We start from the raw sequence: 19,887 nt of genomic DNA, 5'->3' as shown, positions 1-19,887 counted from the left end.
AGCATTTGCACGGCATTTTTTCGCAACCTCCGTTTCTGCTTGGCGCGCCATTTGATAGATATGAATGAAATGAACTCGAGTGATTTCGAAGCCCTTCTTACGGCGCAACGCAGCGCCATGATTCGCGAAATTCCGACATCACCCGCGGCCGTTTCCACCGAAACGCCGACGCTTACCAAGGCTGAACTTGCCGAGTTGCTGTTCGACAATGTCGGGCTCAACAAGCGGGAAGCGAAAGATATGGTCGAAGCATTCTTCGAGGTGATCCGCGATGCGCTGGAGAGTGGCGATAGCGTGAAGCTGTCGGGGTTCGGCAACTTTCAGTTGCGCGACAAACCCCAGCGTCCCGGCAGAAACCCGAAGACCGGTGAGGCGATTCCAATCGCGGCGCGGCGCGTTGTGACGTTCCATGCAAGTCAAAAGCTGAAGGCACTGGTCGAGAACGGCGCTGAAGCAAGCTTCTCGCGCTGATCGATTGGCGCGTTCCTGCGCAACCCACCACGACGGCTAACTGACGATGACAGCGACGATCGAAAAAGTCGTCTTGCCTCCGATCCCGGCGAAGCGCTACTTCACGATTGGTGAGGTCAGCGAACTATGCGGCGTAAAACCGCACGTGCTGCGCTATTGGGAGCAGGAGTTCACGCAGTTGAGGCCGGTCAAGCGGCGCGGCAATCGCCGGTACTACCAGCATCACGAGGTGCTGTTGATCCGGCGGATTCGTGAGTTGCTGTATGAGCAGGGCTTCACGATCAATGGAGCGCGTAATCGGCTTGATTCGCATGGCGGTGGCGCGCACGGTGCGCCGGCTGAGGTGGTTGAGGAAGGTGAGGGCGCAGCGGCGCCGGCAGCAGCGGCTGCGGTAGACGTGGAGCAGTTGCGTAAGGAATTGCTGCATGTGATCGATTTGTTGGGTCACTAATCGCTTTGTTAGCGTAGGGCAGTTCTAATCGATTGAAGTGTCTGTTATAATTTTTAGCTGTTCGGGGCGTAGCGCAGCCTGGTAGCGTACCTGCATGGGGTGCAGGTGGTCGGAGGTTCAAATCCTCTCGCCCCGACCAAGTCAAAGCAAAGACTGGCGGGCCTTCGGGCCTGTCAGCCTTATCTGGCGCGGCTCCTAGTCCGTGTGGATGCTACACAGCGAGTTCAAAGCTCGTATCATCCTGCTATGTGTACGCACCTTGTCAAACGCGGTTCCCGGTACTACATCCGCCGCCGCGTCCCTCTCGATCTCGTCTCCCTCGTTGGCAAGTCCGAAGTAACGAAAGCACTCGGCACGTCTGACAGGTCAGAAGCCGTCGCGCTCTGTCGCGCTGAAGGCGTCCGACTCGATACCGAATGGCAAGCCCTACGCGCTAGCGTTAAGCCCTCGGTCGTTCACGTCGATCCGCATCCAACCCGCGAACATCAGGAAGACTGGGAAGACGCTCAAGCCTCGCTTGACGAAGGCGTACGCGAAGCCGAAGCCGAAGCACAGGAATTCCAGATACAGCAGCGCGTCGCCGTCGAACGCGAAGTACAGCGCCGTCTCGCCAACAGCACCGCGAAGCCCGCCACGGCAACAACGAAGCCCGCACGGCCAGCCGGTCGGATGCTTCCCGATGTCATCGACGCATGGACAAAAGAGCGCCAGCCGCAAGCCCGCACCGTGCAGATAGCAGAGCGCACAGCGCGCCGCTTCCGCGAAGTCGTCGGCCCTGTTCCTGTAGCTTCGATCTCACGTCAGCACGTCATTGCCTTCAAAGATGCGCTTCTATCATCCGGCCAAACAGCAATCAACACGGACAAGATTCTGACGATGCTGTCCGCGCTCCTGTCGTATGCACTCGATCAGGGATGGACAACCACCAACCCGGCAAAGGGCATCAAGGTCGGCGCACGGTCGAACGCTAAAGCCGCTCGCCTGCCGTTTGATCTCCCAGCCCTCAAGCTCATTTTCGGTTCACCTGTCTACACAGAACACGCACGGCCAGAAGGCGGCGCGGGCGAAGCCGCGTACTGGCTCCCGCTCCTCGCGCTCTACACTGGCGCGCGTCTCGAAGAACTCGCACAGCTTCAGCCGTCAGACATTCAGCAAGCCCCGTACACGGACGCCAGCGGCTCGGCTCACTCGGCGTGGTGTATCCGCATCAGTGACGAAGGCGAAGGGCAGGGCGTCAAGACTGCAACGTCCCGCCGCCGCGTCCCGGTCCATCCCGATCTAATCGCGCTCGGCTTCATCGACTACGCGCAGAGCGTCAGCGGCCCGCGTCTGTTCCCTGCACTCAAACCGGATCGCGAGGGGCGCGAAGGCGCGCTATGGGGTAAGTGGTTCGGCAAGCACATTCACAAGCTCGGCATCACTGATTCTCGAATGGTCTTCCATTCGTTCCGACATCTACTCAAGCACACCATGCGAGAGTGCGGCATCAGTGAGGAAGTATCGGACGCCATCACAGGGCACGCTTCCGGCTCGGTCGGTCGCCGGTACGGCGCGACGCTGTACCCGCTCGCCCCGCTCGTGGATGCCATGCAACGGTACAGAATCTACGGCCTCGAACTGCCGCCGCCAGCAAAACGATAAGGGTTGCGCTGCTCGCGACGCCTGCGGCTCGCTCGGCTGTCGCCAGCGCCAACAGATGCACGGCGGCGCACTCTCGGCGCATCGCCATAGCACTATCGCGACAGCGAGTAGAAGCCGGGAGAAGCCCGCCCCGTAAGGGTTTGCGGGCAATCAGCCAACGCCAGAAAGTGCCATTTGTCCCATCAAATGTCCGGGCAAATGTCCGGGCAAATGTCCGGGCAGAATCCGCCCTTTATCGCCTCGGAATCGCCGGGTTATGGTGCGGGTCTACTCGCTCGCGGATCGCCTGCCCTTCTGCTCGGGACACTCGCGAGTCGAGGTCGGAACCTGAGAACGGCACGCTGCCCGGTGCGCAGTTCTCCCATTCCTGAATCCGCATCTCCTGAACTGTCCGCGCGCCGGTCGGCGTGGCCCTGTCGAGGTCGCCCCGCGTAAAAGTCTCGTCGCCCGCCCGCGCCTCGCGCTCGGCTTCTCGCGCGGCCTCGGCCTGCTCAATCGCTGCCCGGTGCACGCGGTCGCTCGGCACCTTGCCCTGTCCGGTACGTGCTCGCCATGCTGCCGCGTGTTTCCGCTGCCGCTCCTCGTGTTCTGCTACGGTCAATCGTACTAATCGTCGTTCCGTCATGTCATGTCCTTGGTTGACTAAATGTGTGTCTGCCGCTGCTGTGCGGCCTCGTGGTGGGCTTCCTGCAACTTCTGCATCAATCGTGTTAGCGGCCCGTCGCCGCCCTCGTGGCGGTCGTAGATTCGCTGCTGCGCCGGGACGTCGCCCCGCGTGTTGAATCGCGCATCGGTCAACATCGTGTAGCCGTTCGGATGGCGCGGCCATCGGCCCGCGTTGATGATCTGAACGTGTAGCCGTCCGTCGCCGTAAATCCGGCCATGCGCGCGCCAGCCCGCGCCGTGCTCGGTGTGCTCGCCGTCCAGCACTTCGGACACAGCAAGCTCACCTTGCCGCCGTAGCCATTCAGCGCGGCCCTGTCGTCGCCTGCCATCGGCTCGAACTCCCGGCTTCATGTTGCCTTCGAGAAGCGGCCAGCGCCGCGTCTGGCACGCGTAACAAGCGCCGTCGATAGGTCGCCTGCCGGTTGATCCGCAAACCCGCGGCGCGCCGTCTTTCGCGTACGTGCGGGCGCACGGTCTGCCGGTGAAAGTGGGGTTCCGTTCCTGTGCCGCCGCCCATCGCAACCGCCCGAATCGACGTTGGTGGAAATGCCAGCACGCGGTGCAGGTCTTCGCATGCCGGACTAGCGCCGCCGTCAGGTGGTCGCCTCGGTGGAACTGCCGACAATCCGCCGTCTGCTCCGGCCATGCCAGCGGTGGGCGTCCCGTACGGCTCACGACTTATCCTCACTATGGGCGCGGGAATCCGGGCGCTCGTCGGCATCAGCGGGCAAGGCAGGGCGCGCTTCTGCGCGGTCTGATCCAGCCGCCCTAGCCACACAACCGGCCAGCGGAACCCCGCGCCGGATGCAATCGGCCCTTTGAACGTGTTCCGCCTCGGTGTAACGGTCGCCGCCGTCCGCTGCCGGGTGCCCAGCTTGCGCCGGGTGAGTGCAGGACAGCAGCGCGCCAGCAGTGACGCAGCAACCTAGCCATCGGACAATCGCGCGCATCATGCCGCCTCCATCATGGCAAGCGCAGCGCGCACCGTATCCGGCCCGAAGTGTTCCGCCGCCGCAATCATGGCGCGGTCGATCTCTGCCGGGTCCAGCTTTACCCATCCGTGCGGGCGCTCTACGAAACCCTTCGCCCTCATCATGCCGACCATGCGGCTATCGAATCCGTGGCTCGGTGGGTTCGCCGCGCTCGCCTGCTCGAACTGCTGCCAAGCATCGCGCCACATCTCGGCGTGCTCGTCGGTCAGCTTCCGCGCGCTGCCGGTCGTCACGTACGCTTCGCGGATCGCGGCTTGGTTGTCGGTCGCCGTGCTCCAGAACGCTTTGTATCGGGCGATAGCTGGGAGCATTTTCCCGGCTCGCATGTTCGGCATCCATCGCGCAACGTACGCGGCCAGCGCGCCGCCGTTCTCCTGCGTGCCGTCCTTCCCTTCGTACGCGCCAAGCGCCGCGTTACAGTGCTTGTGCAGTGCGCCGCGTGGCAGATTGTTCCGGTGGTCGTGGTCGCTGTGTGCCTTCGCCAGCGTCAAGCTCGCGCCGCAGATGTCGCAGCATCCGGCCTGCATCGCCAACGACATAATCAGGTGCGGCTTCGTCGTGCCCTTGGTGCGGGCGAAGTTGCGGCTCGGGTCAATCGTCGTGTTCGTCATAATCTAGTCCTTGGTGTAGCGCCTCGCGCCGGTTCTCCGGTCGCGGGCGTGTTGTCAGAGTGGTGGTAACTGGTCGAGGGTCCGCGCCGGTAATCCGTGCTTCGCTCGTTCTTCGTTGATCGCGGCCAGTCGCCGCAACTGGGAGACATCGCCGGTCGTCGCCGGTCCTGTCGTGGCCTTCAATACGCCTTTCAATACGCCTTGCTTGCGTAGTGCGGCCAGCGCCTTTAGCTCGCGCTCGGGCGTGTACTGCTTCTCGCGTCTGATCGGCTCCGGGTCGTCGCCGTCCGTCTCGCGTAGCGCGTCGGGCATCCATGCCGGATCGAATGGAACGCCGGTTAGCTCGCAGAGAATCGCCGCCATCCGTCGCCGCCTGCCTGCCCTCGGCTCTGCCGTGATTAGCTGCCGTAGCAAGTCCTTCTCGCCGTACGGGTGCGTCTCGTCGTCGGCTACTAGGTCCGGGTCCAGCTTCAGGCGAATCGTTGGCGTGTTAAATGCCCTGTTCGGTTTGATCGGGTCGGGATACAGCAACGGCATAGGCAACCAGTCCGCGTACATGCCTTTAACCACTCGTCGGCATAGCGTCCGGTCGTATCCCTTCAGCGCGGCCATGAATGCCATCGCCTGCGGGTTGTAGGCCAGCGGGTGACGCATCCATACAGGCGGCTCGTAATGCCTGCCGTCGCCTGCGTCCGTGTACCGATTGAACAGCGAATGAAGTAGCGCCTTGTCGCGGTCGGCAATGTCCCGCTTGTGTCGCCATTCGGTCGGCGGCTCTACGCGCTCGATGCGCGGCCAGCGGCCTCGCGTGTCGCGGTAGTCATCCGGGAATTCAACCGGCCAGCGCAGTTCTAGCGCCTTCTCGCCTTTGATGTAGTCGGCCCTGTCGAGCACTTCGAACAACGACAGGGGGCGCATCGCCGCACTACGATCACGACAGCGCGCAATCTGCTTGCGAGCCTTATCTGTCATGGGTTTACGGGCGGTCCCTGTCTTCGGAAACCGTGCATTTGTCCCGCCATTTGTCCGGCCTCGTGCGGCCTTCTTTGGTACTGCTTTAGCCTCGGTACGCATAGCGGTTTAGTGGATCGCGGCCAGCTTCGCCTCTGCCGCTGCGCGCTCTGCCTTTTCCAGAATGAACGCCAGCTTCACAACGCGATTCACCGTCACGATGCTCACGCCGTACCGCTGCGCAATCTCAATCGTCTTCATGTCCGCGAGAAAGTCGCCAACAATGCCGTGCTTCTCGTCGGTGTCCAAGCATTCGATCTGCGTCGCGCGGTGTACCTCGGCGTCATGCACTCGGAAACCTTGGGCGCGCAACTCGTCGCCAATCTCGGAGAAGCGAAGCGGGAACTTCTCCGGGTTCGCGCGGTACTCTCTAATAGCGCGGCCCGTCAGGCGTTCGGTGTTGTGCGTGCCGTTGCCTACTCGGCGGGTGGTCGTGTTCAATGCGGTCATGTTCTATCCTTGGTGTTCAGGTGGGTACTTCAAATGTGACGAAGCCCGCGCGTGCGGGCCTCAGATGGTCAAACGTGGGTCAAACGTTCGCGCGGTTGACGCGCTCAAAACTTGGTCGGCCTATTTGGCCGGTGCGTTACGCGCCGTAAACAGTCGGTGACGGTCCCGCGATGTAGCCGCGCCGCTTGTGCTGCAAGTACTTCTCGATACCTGCCGCCGCGTCGCCGTCTCCGAACTCCAGCACGCTCGCGGGCAGAAGGTGTGCCGCCTGCGCTACTGCTGCGTGTAGCTCGCGGCCAGCGGCGTGCAACTGTTCTTTCCGGGTGTGCGGCTTGCCGGTCGCATGGTCGAAGCCGAACTCGTACTCAACGATCAACGCGGACAGCGCGGTATCGTCCGCAGCACGCACGCTAACAACCGTGAGACTGTCGATAACGGCTTGCCGGTCGCGCGCCAGAAGTGCGGGCATCGCTGCATTCAGTTCGATCTGTTCCGCTTCCAGTGCTTCGATGCGCTCGAACGCTTCTTTCAATTGCCGGTACTGATTCGCCAGCGGTGCAATAGCCGCGTGCAGATTCCCCAATGCCACTAGCTGCGCCTGTGCCTGCTCGGCTGTAGCGAAGCGGTCAAGTGCGGTCGTGGTGTTCTTCGTGTTCGTGGTGTTCTTCGTCATGGTCATCTATTCCTTGGTGTGCCGTCGCTCAGTGCGCCGACTGTGTATGTGGAGTGCTAACTATTCCTGCTGATCGTGGGCGGATACCGCGCCGCCCGTCGCGTCATGCGTCAGTACAGTACAGAAGTGTCCGATGTCGGGTGTGCCGAGTGGACAGCGCCAGCGCCCTGCGCCTTCAGGATCGCCGCAAGCTGGCCGTTGCCGGTGTACGAACCCCACACCGTGCCGCCGATGGTGTTGGCGAACGTGTTCAGGATGTCGCCGGGCAACAGCGTTCCCAGTGCCGCGCCTCCGATGACCGCCAGTTCGGCGGTGTTGAACTCTTGCAGCTTCTTCGTGCGGGTCACACCTGCATCATCGACGTACGTGACCGACAGTGCAGCGAGCACGCTCTTGTCTGCCTCATCGACGCGTTGGATGGACTTGACGTTGGATGAGAGTGAAAGACTCATTCTGTGTTTCTCCTGTGGTTGGTTGTGTGGTGCTTACCAGCTACGCGTGAGCGAAGCCTGCACTGCTGCCAGTGGCACGAACGAAAACGAAGCCTTGGCCTCTGCCGGTGCATTGCTGCCCAGTGACGCGTGAATCCGGGTGCCCACTACGGTGCTAGTGCTGTTCTTTACGAATGCGTTCGCCTTCACCGTCTCCGCCAGCGCGTACAGCGCAAGCTCCGGCCAGCGGTTCAGCGCGGCCACGTCCGTCTGACTGACAGGGTTCAAGCCCGCCGCCCGCACATAGCCGACTGGCGACTCGTCGTAGCGGTGGCTCACGCCGCGCCCGTCCGTGAGAGACACAGGCGAGTTACCCGCATTGATAGCGTCGTCCACGTCGCGGGAGTACTGCACTGGGTTTCCAGCGCCAGCCGCTACGCTGCCCTGCCAGCCGGTGCCGCCCTTCGTGCTCCAGCTACGGGACTGGACAGAAGCCGAACCCGATCCGGGCAAGCTACCGGAAAACCGTGCCGGTGCCGCTGCGTCGCCGCCAATTTGTGATCGTGGGAAAGACATAGAATTCTCCTTGGGTGTGATTGAGTGGTTGTGTGTCCTGTTATCGGCTAGGACGAAGCCGTGCTACTTCTGCTGTCAGGCGGTCGCTCGCGCGGCCAACTTCGCCCGCTCGGCATTGCTCTTGCGTCCGGGCTTCTTAGGCTGTGCCCACGCCGGTAATGGCTCGGTGCCCAGTGCGAAGCGCAGCGCCGCGCGGAAAGCGGCAACGGCGTTCGCGTCGCCTCGTGCGTAGGCTTCAACGAGGTACTCGCGGGCCTTACGGCTCCGGTTCAATTGTTCTGCGGTCAACATGGCTTGCTCCTATGGAAAGTGGGGAATGGGAATGTGTGTCTATCTGATCCATCGAAATTGATTCTGTGTCTGCTGAGTCCAGCGAAATTGGTATGTGTGTCTTGTGAGTCGTCCAGAATCAAATCCGTAGGCTTTTCGGCAATGCCTATGTGTGTCTGCTGAGCCCATCGAAATCGGAATCCCAAGCCCCGTAAGGCTTTGCGCCAACGCCAGAAAGCACAAAGCCCGCGCAGTGGCGGGCCTCGTCGGTGGTCTAGTGGTGGTGCCAGCGCGTTCTATTCGCCTGTCGTCTCCTTCAATCTGTGTACGGTCGCAGCTTCAGAATCGTATTCGGAGACACGCCGTACTCTTTCGCCAGTGCCCGCGCCGATACCGCATCCGGGCCAGCCAGCCGCGTCATAATCGCCTGCTTCTGCTCGTCGGTGAGTGCGTCAGGGCGTCCACCAACCCGGCCTTCTGAGCGCGCCTTAGCCAGTCCTGCATGCGTCCGTTCAACGATCAACTCGCGTTCGAACTGAGCAACCGCCAACAGTACGGTCATCGTGAAGCGGCCAGCCGGTGACGTGAGATCGACGCCGGGAATGGCGAGGCAATGCAGCTTCACGCCCTTACTGTGTAGCGCGTCAACCGTAACCGTCACGTCCGTGGTGTTGCGTCCGAGTCGGTCCAGCTTCGTGCATACCAGCGTATCGCCTGCTTCCAGCTTATCGACCAGCTTTGCGAACAATGGGCGGTCCATCGCGGCCACGGTCCCGCTGATCGTCTCGCATACCACGCGATCCTTGCGCACGTCGAAACCCTTGTCCTTGGCTTCTAGCACTTGGTTCTGTGCGTCCTGATCGTTCGTGCTGACTCGTGCATAAAGAAACGTGCGGCTCATCTCGGTTACTCCTCGGTGTTCATCAAAGGTGTTCATTATCTCCTGTGTTCAGAAACCCGTCAAGCAGGACTTGATGAACAGTTATCTGATGCCGGTGTCACTGATCAACAAACGAGTGTTTTATGAACAGGGTATCAGGCCGCTGCTCGCATTCTTAGCGCGCGCTGCATGTACGATCACGACAGTGTGAGTAGCCGCTCAGGCCCGCCAGTGCTGGCCCTGTACGCATGCCCTGTGTCTGACTCGTCGCCAAATGTCCGGCCCGCTCTGCGCCCTGTGCGCCCGTTCGTGGCCCGCCGTCGCCGCTTGGCAGAGGAGCAGTCGCCCGCGCCTGCACGCCCGCGCCCGTCAACCCTCCAGCACGCGGCCAGCGCGGCCTATGGGGGCTTTTTGCGCGGGCGGGCGGCCTAAGTGCCCACGAATAAGCGCACCAAAATTTGGCCCGGTTCAGGGCACGGATTGAATCTCGGCTATGTACGGCTCGACTGGGTATGCGAACCAGAAAACGCCGTTACCGTGTTTCAGGTGATCTCGGTGTACGCGTAGCCGCTCGCTCTCAGCATCGAACAGGGTGCAGCGGAATTTACGGGAAGTGTTCACGGCGGGCTTGTCCGTCTCGATCACAAGCTCGATCTGGTACTCACCGGTACGCCAAAAGAATTGAGCGTCGAACAGGGCAAGCAATGGTTCCACCAATGCCGGTTCCGCCTCCACCAGCGCCCCATTCGCCCGCGCCTGCGGGTCCGCATCCCTCGCGGCGGCTTTGCGCGCAATGTCCATGCGCAGTGCATGTGCGTGAGTGCTGTATTCCTGCCGGACTTCTCGCGATGCGAACTTAAAGAAGTTCAGGTTATAGCCCCACGATTCTTTCGGTTTCAGGGTAAACGGCGTGAACAGCGTGGCCTGCTTGTCCGTGCCCTTCTCGTAAAAGCCTCGTGCGTCCAGTTCCCGCCGCTCGGTCCCGCGAGTAACGTTCAGGCTGATTCGCTTCACCCTGACATCAGCGCCGCCTGTGTTTGTAATCGTTACGTGCATCTCTGCCGCCGCCGCGCCGACATCATGTTTAAGTGCAATGCGGTCGAAGCATTCCACGTCCAGCTTCCCACGCCGGAACCATAGCTTTATCGGCGGTAACTGCGACAACACAAGGGCAGCGACAGCCGCCGCGCCCTGCCAGACTGTGGCGTCTGCGTAGAAAGGGTGGTCGCTCATCTGTTCGTTGTTCTCTGGAGTGGCGTTCCTCAGATGATAACGGCAACCTGTGGCATAAAGACGTTATACTGGCGGCTCGTTCGTCTGTCCCACAACCCTGCATCCTGCGGTGCGTGGCGCAGCGCCAAAGCCTTACTAGGTGGGGTTCAGCGGGAATCAAATCCTCTCGCCCCGACCAAAGAAATCAATGGGTTACAAGCTTCGGCCTGTAACCCGTTTTTCGTTGCCGTCTGGTTGCCGGAATGGCAACCACTAGCAACCCTTATCCGAATTTCAGCCCGATTGTTTGTTGTTTGTTGTTTGTTGTTGGCGCATCCGTTGTCGTCGGTTGCGCCGCGCAGGCTTGCAGTCTTTCATGTCGTCCACACAGAATAGCGGACCGCCTTACCGCAACAGATCCATGTCAATGAGGGTGAGCATGAACGGCGCAGTCAGTGAGGGGCCGTCGCTTGCATGAATGCACCCAGCGGCTCTGCGTAGAACGTTGCGTTGACTAGCGTCGCGTGTCCTCGGGTTTCGGCGCTGGTTGGAATCAGCAACAAGCGGGCTTGCTTCAATTGGTGAAGCGCCGTCTGCATCGTGCCGGTGTCCGGCGGGTTACGCTCGTCATCCGCGGAGTTAATGGCCAGTACAGGCGCCTGAATTCGGGGCAATCCTGGTACGGGGTTGTAATCGGCGGCCGCACCCCATTGATACATGACATCGTTGGCATCGCCTTTGGGCGCCGCCAGCATGTCGTCGACCATCTTGTCAGCTTTCGCACGCGTCGGCGCCAACGTCTGGTAAGCAAGGGTGCCTCCGCTGGTCGCGATCGCAAACATCGTGCTGGCGAGGCGTAACGAGGGGGGCTGCGCCGTATAGTCGCCATGGTTCCATGCCGGATCCTGCCTGATCGACTCGACAAGCATGCGACGCATCATCCAGTTGCGCGCGGACATTTCGACAGGTTGGGACGCCATCGGAACGAGCGCATCCATCATGTCGGGATACTTTTCGCCCCAAAGCCAGGTCTGCATTCCTCCCAAGGAGTAGCCGAGGACGAGGCGAAGATGATGAATGCCGAGTCCTTCCGTGACCATGCGATATTGGGCGGACACCATATCGTCGTAGTCGTACTGAGGAAAATGCGCGTGCAGACCATCGGATGGTTTGGCGGATTTTCCAATGCCGATTCCTTCGGGCAGGATGATAAAGTACTTTGTCGCATCGAGTGGCTGCCCGCGTCCAAACAGCTTGCCTGCAAAGTTCGGCGTCAACAGGCTCGCCGCGGGTTGGTTCGTCCCATGAAGCACGAGAACCGCCGGGTTAGCAGGGTCGCCAATGGTCAGGTAGTGAAGGCGAACAGCATTCAGCGTATCGCCCGTGTGGAACGTAAAGCTCGGTGCGATCCAGTCACCTTCACGCGGAGCGGGATAACTTTGCGCGAAGGCGAGCGAAGGGAGTAACGCAAAGAGAACGGAACAACAGCTACTGCGAACAACGGTGAAAAAGCGCATCAATTGAACCTCGATTCTGGATTGAACGACGGGTGACAGTGATTGCGGCCGACGCTGGCACTGCGCCTAACCGCGTCCGCTTCCGCCATGGGCGCCTGCGCTCACGTGTCCTATCTCGGCGCGTCCCATCGCGCCGAAGCCCGGACGCCCTCTATCGAACTGTGCGCGACCGAAGCCTTCAGGGCCGATTCCCCCCAACCGGCTCAATCCGACGCCCGGAACCCCACGCAATCCGGCGAGTTGTCGCGGCGACATCGCAGGCAGATAAGTGTGCCCCGCGCCGTACATGCCGCGCATGTCGTAAGCGCCATGCCGAGAATCGAAACCTTCGTTGCCGCGAAAGAAGTGATTGGCGTCGATGAGGCTGCGGTTGTGCCACACATACCGGCCGCCATCGAACCATACCGCCCGATGACGCCAGTCGGGCCTCCAGTGTCGCCAGCCCCATCCGTAGCCACCGAAATACCCCAAATCGAATCCAGCGCCGAACACGATTCCCGGCCCATCGAGGTGGAGGTCCGGATCGCCATACCAGCCTGGCCAGAGCGCCATCGCTGCGCCATACACGAGCGACGGATCATATTCGGGCACGTACACGACTGCGGGATCGGCTGGCAGGATGCTGATCAATCCACCATCATTCGCTACCGTTTCCTGTTGGCCGGTTTCCAGGTTACCCGCCGTGCTGGCCTGCTGCCGCATTGTCTGAATGGCCGCCATCAATTGCTGTGGCTGGCTCAGATACGCGTCGCCAAGCGATGATGTCCAGACCACATTCTGGTCCATGTTCGCGAGCACGGCGGGAAATCCTGTCAGCGCCTTGACGCTAGGATCCCAGACCTGCTGATCGACTTGAGCGGCCAGTGCGTCCCCCGTCAATTGGGAGTTCGATTGCACCCAGCGGTCCGCTGCGACGACTTCCGCCGTATGTGTGGCGGCAGCGAGAATTTGTGCGACCAGGGGATCCGGATATAGCGCGATGGGGGCAACAAGTTGCTGCAGTTCACCAGGCGTGCGCTGGATTGCAGTGGACGGCGGGACCACCGCCTGACTATCCTGATCGGCGAACACATGGCCCGCCATCCCGAACGCGATGCATGACGGCACAACGATTGAGAAGACCCGTTTCATCAACTTCATGGAATCTGTTCCGGTTTTACAATCTGAGCCTCCTACTGTAGGCAAATGAAGTGTCCTGGCACTGACGCGTTGATGAAGTTTTCGTCATCTTCTTTCAGAACTGGTTGTCGGTACGCTGAACCTGCAGGGGGCAGGTGCCTTGAGCTTCACGCACGGGTGCGGTTTTTTCCTCGACGCCCGCATAGGCTTGAGCCGGCATAAACCTCTCGCTGCATAGCGGGAGTCCATAGCGGGCGTCGTCCGTCACATCGGAGCTATTCGTGCCCTTTTCAGAAGGTGGTTACGATGCCGGCAAATACGCCCATTTGGCTCTGGCCATAATCCGGTGCGGTGCTGCCGCTGTTGCCGCTGGCCGGATCGTCGTTGATGTTGGCGCCGTACGGATCGGTAAAGCCGTCACTCAACCCTATGTTCGAGGTGGAACTATTGTGGATGTAACCGACTTCGGAATAGAGGAAGGTGCGTTTTGACAGGTTATACGTTCCACCATGGCGAATACGATTACCTGGCGGAACTGGACTATGCCTTCGATCTCATCGATCGTCAGTCCAGCGGCAATCTTGCTGCCTTCATTGCAGAGCCGATCCTCAGTTCCGGCGGAATCATCGAATTACCGGAAGGCTACATGGCCGCACTGAAGCGCAAATGCGAGGAGCGCGGCATGCTGCTGATCCTCGATGAAGCGCAAACCGGAGTCGGGCGCACGGGCACGATGTTCGCCTGCCAGCGCGATGGCGTCACGCCCGACATTCTCACCTTGTCGAAGACGCTTGGCGCCGGTCTGCCGCTCGCGGCCGTCGTGACCTCCGCACAGATCGAGGAGCGGGCCCATGAATTGGGTTACCTGTTCTATACGACCCATGTGTCCGATCCGCTGCCCGCTGCCGTCGGTCTGCGGGTGCTGGATGTCGTGGAGCGCGAGGGGTTGGTTGCGCGCGCGAACCTGATGGGCGAGCGACTCAAACGCGGCCTGCTGGATCTGATGGAACGCTTTGAGTGCATCGGCGACATTCGCGGACGAGGGCTGCTTCTGGGTATGGAGATCGTCAAGGACCGCCGCACGAAAGAGCCGGCGGATGGGCTTGGCGCGAAGATCACACGCGAGTGCATGAACCTGGGGCTCAGCATGAACATCGTGCAGTTGCCCGGGATGGGCGGTGTGTTCCGGATCGCGCCTCCGTTGACTGTCCACGAAGATGAGATCGACCTGGGCCTGGCGCTGCTCGCGCAGGCGATTGAACGCTCGCTGTAATGACGCCGCTATCGATTGAGATTCGCCGGCTGGGCACGAGCAACAACCAGCCGGCGAAGGAGTCACTGAAGAATCAAGGACCCCGTTGCGATCAACGGCGTTTCATCTTGATCACGCGCGAAATCTGACCAAGCGTAAATCCCGTGTTCTCCACGTACTTTGCGTAGTCGCCTGGCGCGGTGAACGATTCCTCAGTGATGTACTCGCCCATGTAACGGAAGCGGTCCGTTGCCGTCCGGACAAAAACAGGAAGCGGGTCGGTTTGTCGCGCAAGCGTTCGGCCGGCCGCACGTGCAGCGGCGCTGCTATCACAGACGATTACATCCGGGGCATACGGATTGAGATCCTGACGCAATCGCGCGGCGACGACCTTTCCGCCCTTCACAGGCAAGAAGGCCTGTTTGCATCCTCCCGTTACCCGATGGATATCTTCCCGAGAGTACTCTTTGCCAGTTTCAAACATGATTTTTCTCCGAAGAATGACGCCTCGCTGCAAAGCAGTGGCATCAAGCGGAGCGATGATATCGAGCTGCGTCTAAATCCTTTGTATAAAGGGTGAGCTTCCTGATAAAGAAGGCATGCGGGTTGAGCTGGCAGCGAGACAGGAGCGGGACATGCGTCACAGATATGGAGCGTTAACGGTACCCCCCCTTCGGTTTTATAAATTCGTTATACGCGTGATGACAGAATCTCGAGGTCGCTGAGCGAGTTCTATTTGCTTCGATTGAGATTTTGTCGATACGAAAGCCACGATCTTATCGTTCGCGTTTTTTCGCAGACGGTTGCCGCAAGCGCTTGTAGGAACACGCCGAGGTCTTTTGGGGGTTGTAAGCCGCACGAGGTGCATGGGTCCGCCATACGCCGAGGATGTGTTTCTACGAGCGCTTGCGCCAGCGATAACATGTCGCATCGGTCAGGAAGACGCCTTCATGTTTTCATGTGGTCGAAGCAGGTGCTCGCCCCTTCGTCATACGTGATCTGAAGGCGGCGCAGAAAGCACGCCTGCGCTCATCCTCTGCCGAGCGCGATATACCGCTCCAGATGATGATCCTCATCGCCAAGCTGATGATCGATCATCACCAGGCGCTTCGCATAGTGAGCAAGCGGCAATTCCCACGTCATGCCGATACCGCCATGCAGTTGAATACATTCCTCGGCGACCATCGCTCCAATCCTGCCGATACTGTATTTCGCCGCCGAAACCGCGCGTTCCCGCACCGTGCGTTCGGCCCCAAGCGCCGCCGCGGCATTGATCACTGCCGATCGCGCCTGCTCGATCTCGAGCAGCAGATCCGCCATGCGATGCTGCAACGCCTGGAAGCTGCCGATCGGCACGCCGAACTGCTTGCGTGTGCGCAAGTATTCAAGCGTGTAGTCTTTCGTGACATCCATCGCGCCGACGGCTTCGGAACACAAGGCCAGCACGCCACAACTGATCGCGTATTCGAGCGTCGCGAAGCCGTCACCGGACGCGCCCAGCAGCGCGTCATCGGTGAGTGTGACGTTGTCGAAGCTGAGCTCGGCGGCCCGGCCGCCGTCGATCTTGCGATAGCCGCGCACGCTGACGCCCGCTGCCTCGCGCGGTACGAGAAAGAGTGTGATGCCGGCTTCTGCGTCGTCGGCACCTTCCGTGCGCGCGGAGACGAGAAAGAGCGATGCGTTCTCGCCTTGCTGAACGACCGCTTTCGCGCCGTTCAGCTTCCATGCGTCGCCGCTGCGTTCCGCGTGCGTGGTGACGCGCGCCAGTTCGTAGTGACCGTCCGGCTCGCCATGCGCGAGCGCCACCAGACGCGAGCCTTCGATTACTTCGGCTAGCGTGGCTCTCTGCGCTTCGCTGCCGTCACGCGCGATCGCCTGTCCGACAATCAGTGTGTCTAGAAACGGTTCGACCACAAGGCCACGGCCCAGGCTCTCGAATACGACAGCGATATCGAAACCGCTGCCGCCGAAACCGCCTTCTGCTTCATCGAACAACGCGCCGATAATGCCGAGTTCCGCGAAGCGATTCCACAACGCTGCGCTGAAGCCTTCAGCCGAGCCGGCGATCCGGTCGCGCGTTTCGAAGCCATATTGTTCGGCGACAAAGCGATTGAGCGTATCCGCCAGCATGCGGCGGTCTTCTGTGTGCTGGAAATTCATGGCATGCGCCCCTTACAGTCCCAGGATCATTTTGGAAATGATGTTCTTCTGGATTTCGTTGGAGCCGCCGAAGATCGACAGCTTGCGATTGTTGAAGTAGAGCGAGGCCGCGCTTGCGGCTTCGGCCGGGCCGACTGGCGTGCCTTCGAAACCTTCGTGCAAGGCTTCCTCGATGAACGGCTGCGCGTACGGTCCCATCGCGCGACGCGTGAGTGAGGAGATTTCCTGGCGGATCTCGGTGCCACGAATCTTCAGCATCGAACTCTCGGCGCCCGGCACGCCGCCGCCGGCCACCGCCGCGATCACGCGCAGATTGGTGGTCTTCATGTTCTCCAGATCGATCTCGACGCGTGCCATGCGTGCTGCAAACGCGGGATCGTCCGCTAGCGGCCGGCCGTTGCGCTGCTGTGTTGCAGCAATCTTGCGCAGCCGGTTGAGGGCGGCCACTGAGAAGCCGACGCCCGCGATATTGGTGCGCTCATACGTGAGCAGATATTTGGCGTAGGTCCAGCCTTTGTTCTCTTCGCCCACCAGGTTCTCAACGGGCACGCGCACGTCTGTAAAGAACACTTCGTTGACTTCGTGCTCGCCGTCGAGCGTGATGATCGGCCGCACGTCGATGCCCGGCGTGTTCATGTCGATCAGCAGGAAGCTGATGCCTTCCTGCTTGCGCACGTCGGTGGCGCTGCGCACGAGACAGAAGATCATGTTCGCGAAGTGACCGAGCGTGGTCCACGTCTTTTGACCGTTGACGATGTAATGCTCGCCTTGCGCGTCGCTGCCGCGTACAGCAGTAGTCTTGACCGATGCGAGGTCCGAGCCCGCGCCCGGTTCTGAATAACCCTGGCACCACCAGTCCGAGCCATCGAGAATGCGCGGCAGCCAGTGGCGCTTTTGCGCCTCGTTGCCGTATTTGATCAGCACCGGGCCGAGCATGTTGACGCCGAACGGCACGACGCGCGGGGCGCCCGCCAACGCGCATTCGTTTTCGAAGATGAACTTCTGGACGGCATTCCAGCCGGGGCCGCCGTGCTCCTTCGGCCAATGATTGGCGAGCCAGCCTCGCGCGTTGAGAATGGCGTGCCACTCGGCCATGTCGTCGCGCGTGAGCCGGCGGCCGCCGTGTACCTTGTCGGCGAGACGCTGCGGGAGCTTGTCGCGCAAAAAGCGCTGCACGTCAGTGCGGAAAGCTTCTTCTTCAGGCGTGAACTTCAGATCCATGGCGGGTTCTTTCCTGGAGGTTTATTGGGCCGGCATAGCGGGGAAGCAGTGGTCCGTGGATCGGTCGACCGGCGGCCGGGCAGGCGCCCACCGGTCGAGAATGCGCCAAATGACGTGCCGTCTCAAGCGAGCTGATTGAGGCTTGCGAAATCGGCGCCACGCTCAACCAGTTCCACCAGCAATGGCGACGCTTGCCAGAGCAGCGGGTCTTCGTTGGCGAACTCGCGGATGTCCGCGAGAACCGTGGCGAGGCCGACCGTATCGGCATATTTCATCGGACCGCCGCGATAGCGCGGAAAACCGTAGCCGTAGAGGAAAGTGACGTCGACGTCGAGCGGCCGCAGCGCGATGCCTTCGTGCACGACGTTGGCGCCTTCGTTGATCATCGCGGCCATGTAGCGGCGCATGATCTCTTCGTCGGTGAAAGTGCGCGGCGTGATGCCGGCGCGTTGACGCTCGGCGTCGATGATGGCCTCGACCTCAGGATCCGGCGTGCCGCTGCGCGAACCTTCGGGGTACAGATAGAAACCACGACTGGTCTTCTGTCCGAACCAGCCGCGTTCGCACAGTCGGTCGGCGATCTGCACGTAGCGTGCCGCGGGATTGCGCGTGGCCGCGCGACGCTTGCGCGCGGCCCAGCCGATGTCGCCGCCCGCCAGATCGACCACCTGGAACGGCCCCATCGGGAAGCCGAACGCACGCACGGCCGCATCGATCTGATAGGGCGACGCACCGTCTTCCATCATCGCGTCCGCCGCGCTGCGATAGACCGCCAGCACGCGATTGCCGATGAAGCCGTCGCACACGCCCGCGCGCACCGGCGTCTTGCGCAGTTTCTTCGCGAGTTCGAACGCGGTGGCGACCACGTCCGCGCTGACCTGCTTGGGCACCACCACTTCCAGCAGCTTCATGATGTTGGCGGGGGAGAAGAAGTGCAGGCCGATGACGTCAGCGGGGCGCGAGATGCTGGCCGCAATCGCGTCGATGTCGAGATACGACGTATTGGTGGCGAGCACCGCGCCGGCTTTGCAAACGCGATCGAGTTCGGCGAAGACGGCTTTTTTCACCGCCTGGTCCTCGAAGACGGCTTCGATGACCAGATCGGCGTCGGCGAGCGCGTCGTACGACGTGCTGCCGTGCCAGCGTGCCATCACGTCGGCTTTTTTCTCCGCGCTCATGCGGCCTTTGGCGATCAGGCCGTCGTAGACCTTGTCGATGTGCGCCCGGCCACGCGCGAGCGACGCGTCGTCGCGTTCGATCATCGTCACCGGCAGGCCTGCATCGAGGACGGCGACGGCGATCCCCGCGCCCATCGTGCCGCCGCCCACCACGCCGATCCGGTTCAGCGCGCGTGGTTTTGCATCGCGCGTTTCCGGCGCCTTCAGCACTTCACGCTCGGCAAAGAACGCGTGAATCAGGCCGGCGCGCTGCGGACTGTCGATACATTCCAGGAACAATTTGCGTTCGAGCCGTAGGCCGTCTTCGAAGGGTTGTTCGATGGCGGCCTCGACGGCATCGACGATCTTGAGCGGCGAGAACAGGCCGCGCGATTTCTTCGCCGTTTCCGCGCGTGCCGTGGCGACGGCGGCGAGGCTCGCTGCGCGGTCGCTGAGCGCCGCGGCGTCGCGCGTGCGCCGCACCGGCGCGTGAGCGGCCAGCAGTTCGTGCACATAGGCGAGGCCTTCAGCGAGAATGTCGCCGCTGCTGCCCAGCCGGTCGATGAGGCCGAGCGCGAGCGCTTCCTTCGCGCCGGCGTGACGGCCGCTCAGGATCAGTTCGAGGGCGGCCTGCGCACCGATCAGGCGCGGCGTGCGCTGCGTGCCGCCTGCGCCCGGCAGCAGGCCGAGCTGCACTTCCGGCAAACCGAGCTTCGCGCCATCCACGGCGAGCCGGTAGTGCGCCGCCAGCGCCACTTCCAGGCCGCCGCCGAGCGCCGCGCCGTGAATGGCGGCCACCACGGGCTTCGTACAGGTCTCGATACGGTTGCAGACGTCCGGCAGCGATGGCGGCACCGGCGGCTTGCCGAACTCGCGAATGTCCGCACCCGCGATGAAGTTGCGCCCGGCGCCGACGATCAGCACGGCCTCGACGGCTGGGTCCGCATCCGCGGTTTCGACAGCGGCGAGCAGGCCGCGCCGCACGTCGGCGGACAAGGCGTTGACCGACGGGTGGTCGATCGTCACCAGCAGGACTTTGCCGCGCAATTCGCGCGTCACAACATCGGCGGAAGGGTTCTGGGTCATCGTGTCGTCTCCTGACTGTTGGTTACCGGCCAGATCGAGG

The 19,887-nt window shown here is 61.6% G+C and carries 20 protein-coding genes, 1 tRNA gene and 2 pseudogenes; 5 read left to right on the top strand and 18 right to left on the bottom strand.

Annotated elements, in window-relative coordinates; translation table 11 throughout:
- Positions 1 to 60: 60 nt before the first annotated feature.
- The 4 genes from PQR53_RS08505 (at position 61) to PQR53_RS08490 (ending at position 2,563) form a co-directional block, all read left to right on the top strand.
- Positions 61 to 471 carry an integration host factor subunit alpha gene (locus tag PQR53_RS08505; RefSeq protein WP_179733152.1) on the top strand — a complete coding sequence of 137 codons (411 nt, stop codon included), beginning with the start codon at positions 61 to 63 and terminating at the stop codon, positions 469 to 471.
- Positions 472 to 517: 46 nt separating this feature from the next.
- Complete coding sequence (locus PQR53_RS08500; protein ID WP_408452272.1) at positions 518 to 922, top strand: MerR family transcriptional regulator; 405 nt, start codon at positions 518 to 520, stop codon at positions 920 to 922.
- Positions 923 to 984: 62 nt separating this feature from the next.
- A tRNA-Pro gene (locus PQR53_RS08495) sits at positions 985 to 1,061 on the top strand.
- Between the two features lie 65 nt (positions 1,062 to 1,126).
- Complete coding sequence (locus PQR53_RS08490; RefSeq protein ID WP_408452270.1) at positions 1,127 to 2,563, top strand: DUF6538 domain-containing protein; 1,437 nt, start codon at positions 1,127 to 1,129, stop codon at positions 2,561 to 2,563.
- Between the two features lie 232 nt (positions 2,564 to 2,795).
- Here the strand turns inward: PQR53_RS08490 and PQR53_RS08485 are convergent, their stop codons facing one another.
- The 14 genes and pseudogenes from PQR53_RS08485 to PQR53_RS38970 form a co-directional block, all read right to left on the bottom strand.
- Positions 2,796 to 3,188, bottom strand: a complete 393-nt coding sequence (locus PQR53_RS08485; protein ID WP_408452269.1) for a hypothetical protein — start codon at positions 3,186 to 3,188, stop codon at positions 2,796 to 2,798.
- A 17-nt stretch (positions 3,189 to 3,205) separates the two neighbouring features.
- The gene (locus tag PQR53_RS08480; protein WP_408452267.1) at positions 3,206 to 3,502 is read right to left on the bottom strand and encodes a hypothetical protein; all 297 of its coding nucleotides are present in this window, start codon (positions 3,500 to 3,502) and stop codon (positions 3,206 to 3,208) included.
- A gap of 676 nt (positions 3,503 to 4,178) precedes the next feature.
- Positions 4,179 to 4,832, bottom strand: coding sequence for an endonuclease domain-containing protein (locus PQR53_RS08475; RefSeq protein WP_408452265.1), 654 nt, complete (start codon positions 4,830 to 4,832; stop codon positions 4,179 to 4,181).
- Between the two features lie 54 nt (positions 4,833 to 4,886).
- Positions 4,887 to 5,804 (bottom strand): hypothetical protein, encoded by a 918-nt coding sequence (locus tag PQR53_RS08470; RefSeq protein WP_408452264.1) that lies wholly within the window; start codon positions 5,802 to 5,804, stop codon positions 4,887 to 4,889.
- Between the two features lie 108 nt (positions 5,805 to 5,912).
- Positions 5,913 to 6,293 (bottom strand): sigma-70 RNA polymerase sigma factor region 4 domain-containing protein, encoded by a 381-nt coding sequence (locus PQR53_RS08465; protein ID WP_408452262.1) that lies wholly within the window; start codon positions 6,291 to 6,293, stop codon positions 5,913 to 5,915.
- Between the two features lie 136 nt (positions 6,294 to 6,429).
- Positions 6,430 to 6,966, bottom strand: a complete 537-nt coding sequence (locus PQR53_RS08460) for a hypothetical protein (protein WP_408452260.1) — start codon at positions 6,964 to 6,966, stop codon at positions 6,430 to 6,432.
- A gap of 110 nt (positions 6,967 to 7,076) precedes the next feature.
- Positions 7,077 to 7,418, bottom strand: coding sequence for a hypothetical protein (locus tag PQR53_RS08455; protein ID WP_408452258.1), 342 nt, complete (start codon positions 7,416 to 7,418; stop codon positions 7,077 to 7,079).
- Positions 7,419 to 7,451: 33 nt separating this feature from the next.
- A complete protein-coding gene (locus PQR53_RS08450; protein WP_408452256.1) occupies positions 7,452 to 7,973 on the bottom strand; it encodes a hypothetical protein in 522 nt (173 codons plus the stop codon).
- Positions 7,974 to 8,048: 75 nt separating this feature from the next.
- On the bottom strand, positions 8,049 to 8,264 hold the full coding sequence (locus tag PQR53_RS08445; protein ID WP_408452255.1) for a hypothetical protein: 216 nt from the start codon (positions 8,262 to 8,264) through the stop codon (positions 8,049 to 8,051).
- A gap of 295 nt (positions 8,265 to 8,559) precedes the next feature.
- Complete coding sequence (locus tag PQR53_RS08440) at positions 8,560 to 9,144, bottom strand: recombinase family protein (RefSeq protein WP_408452253.1); 585 nt, start codon at positions 9,142 to 9,144, stop codon at positions 8,560 to 8,562.
- Positions 9,145 to 9,591: 447 nt separating this feature from the next.
- Complete coding sequence (locus tag PQR53_RS08435) at positions 9,592 to 10,356, bottom strand: hypothetical protein (RefSeq protein ID WP_408452252.1); 765 nt, start codon at positions 10,354 to 10,356, stop codon at positions 9,592 to 9,594.
- Between the two features lie 431 nt (positions 10,357 to 10,787).
- Positions 10,788 to 11,852 (bottom strand): alpha/beta fold hydrolase, encoded by a 1,065-nt coding sequence (locus PQR53_RS08430; RefSeq protein WP_408452251.1) that lies wholly within the window; start codon positions 11,850 to 11,852, stop codon positions 10,788 to 10,790.
- A 66-nt stretch (positions 11,853 to 11,918) separates the two neighbouring features.
- Positions 11,919 to 12,992 carry a DUF3300 domain-containing protein gene (locus PQR53_RS08425; protein ID WP_408452249.1) on the bottom strand — a complete coding sequence of 358 codons (1,074 nt, stop codon included), beginning with the start codon at positions 12,990 to 12,992 and terminating at the stop codon, positions 11,919 to 11,921.
- A 269-nt stretch (positions 12,993 to 13,261) separates the two neighbouring features.
- Positions 13,262 to 13,477, bottom strand: a pseudogene (locus tag PQR53_RS38970) (porin); the annotation flags it as partial.
- 2 nt (positions 13,478 to 13,479) lie between these two features.
- On the opposite strand from PQR53_RS38970, the pseudogene PQR53_RS08415 reads away from it, so the two are divergent.
- Positions 13,480 to 14,244 (top strand): annotated as a pseudogene (locus PQR53_RS08415) (aspartate aminotransferase family protein); the annotation flags it as partial.
- A 91-nt stretch (positions 14,245 to 14,335) separates the two neighbouring features.
- On the opposite strand, the gene PQR53_RS08410 reads toward PQR53_RS08415, so the two are convergent.
- The 4 genes from PQR53_RS08410 to PQR53_RS08395 all read right to left on the bottom strand — a co-directional run bounded on the left by PQR53_RS08410 (position 14,336) and on the right by PQR53_RS08395 (position 19,847).
- Entirely contained in the window at positions 14,336 to 14,707 is a 372-nt protein-coding gene (locus PQR53_RS08410; protein ID WP_408452246.1) for a hypothetical protein, read from the bottom strand.
- A gap of 545 nt (positions 14,708 to 15,252) precedes the next feature.
- Positions 15,253 to 16,383 (bottom strand): acyl-CoA dehydrogenase family protein, encoded by a 1,131-nt coding sequence (locus PQR53_RS08405; protein ID WP_408452244.1) that lies wholly within the window; start codon positions 16,381 to 16,383, stop codon positions 15,253 to 15,255.
- A 12-nt stretch (positions 16,384 to 16,395) separates the two neighbouring features.
- Positions 16,396 to 17,604, bottom strand: a complete 1,209-nt coding sequence (locus tag PQR53_RS08400) for an acyl-CoA dehydrogenase family protein (protein WP_408452242.1) — start codon at positions 17,602 to 17,604, stop codon at positions 16,396 to 16,398.
- A 122-nt stretch (positions 17,605 to 17,726) separates the two neighbouring features.
- On the bottom strand, positions 17,727 to 19,847 hold the full coding sequence (locus PQR53_RS08395) for a 3-hydroxyacyl-CoA dehydrogenase NAD-binding domain-containing protein (RefSeq protein ID WP_408452241.1): 2,121 nt from the start codon (positions 19,845 to 19,847) through the stop codon (positions 17,727 to 17,729).
- Positions 19,848 to 19,887 lie beyond the last annotated feature (40 nt).

It is taken from the genome of Paraburkholderia fungorum (genome assembly GCF_046027605.1).
In the GTDB taxonomy this organism is placed as follows: Bacteria; Pseudomonadota; Gammaproteobacteria; order Burkholderiales; family Burkholderiaceae; genus Paraburkholderia; species Paraburkholderia fungorum_F.
This window is presented reverse-complemented; position numbering and strand designations above follow the sequence as displayed.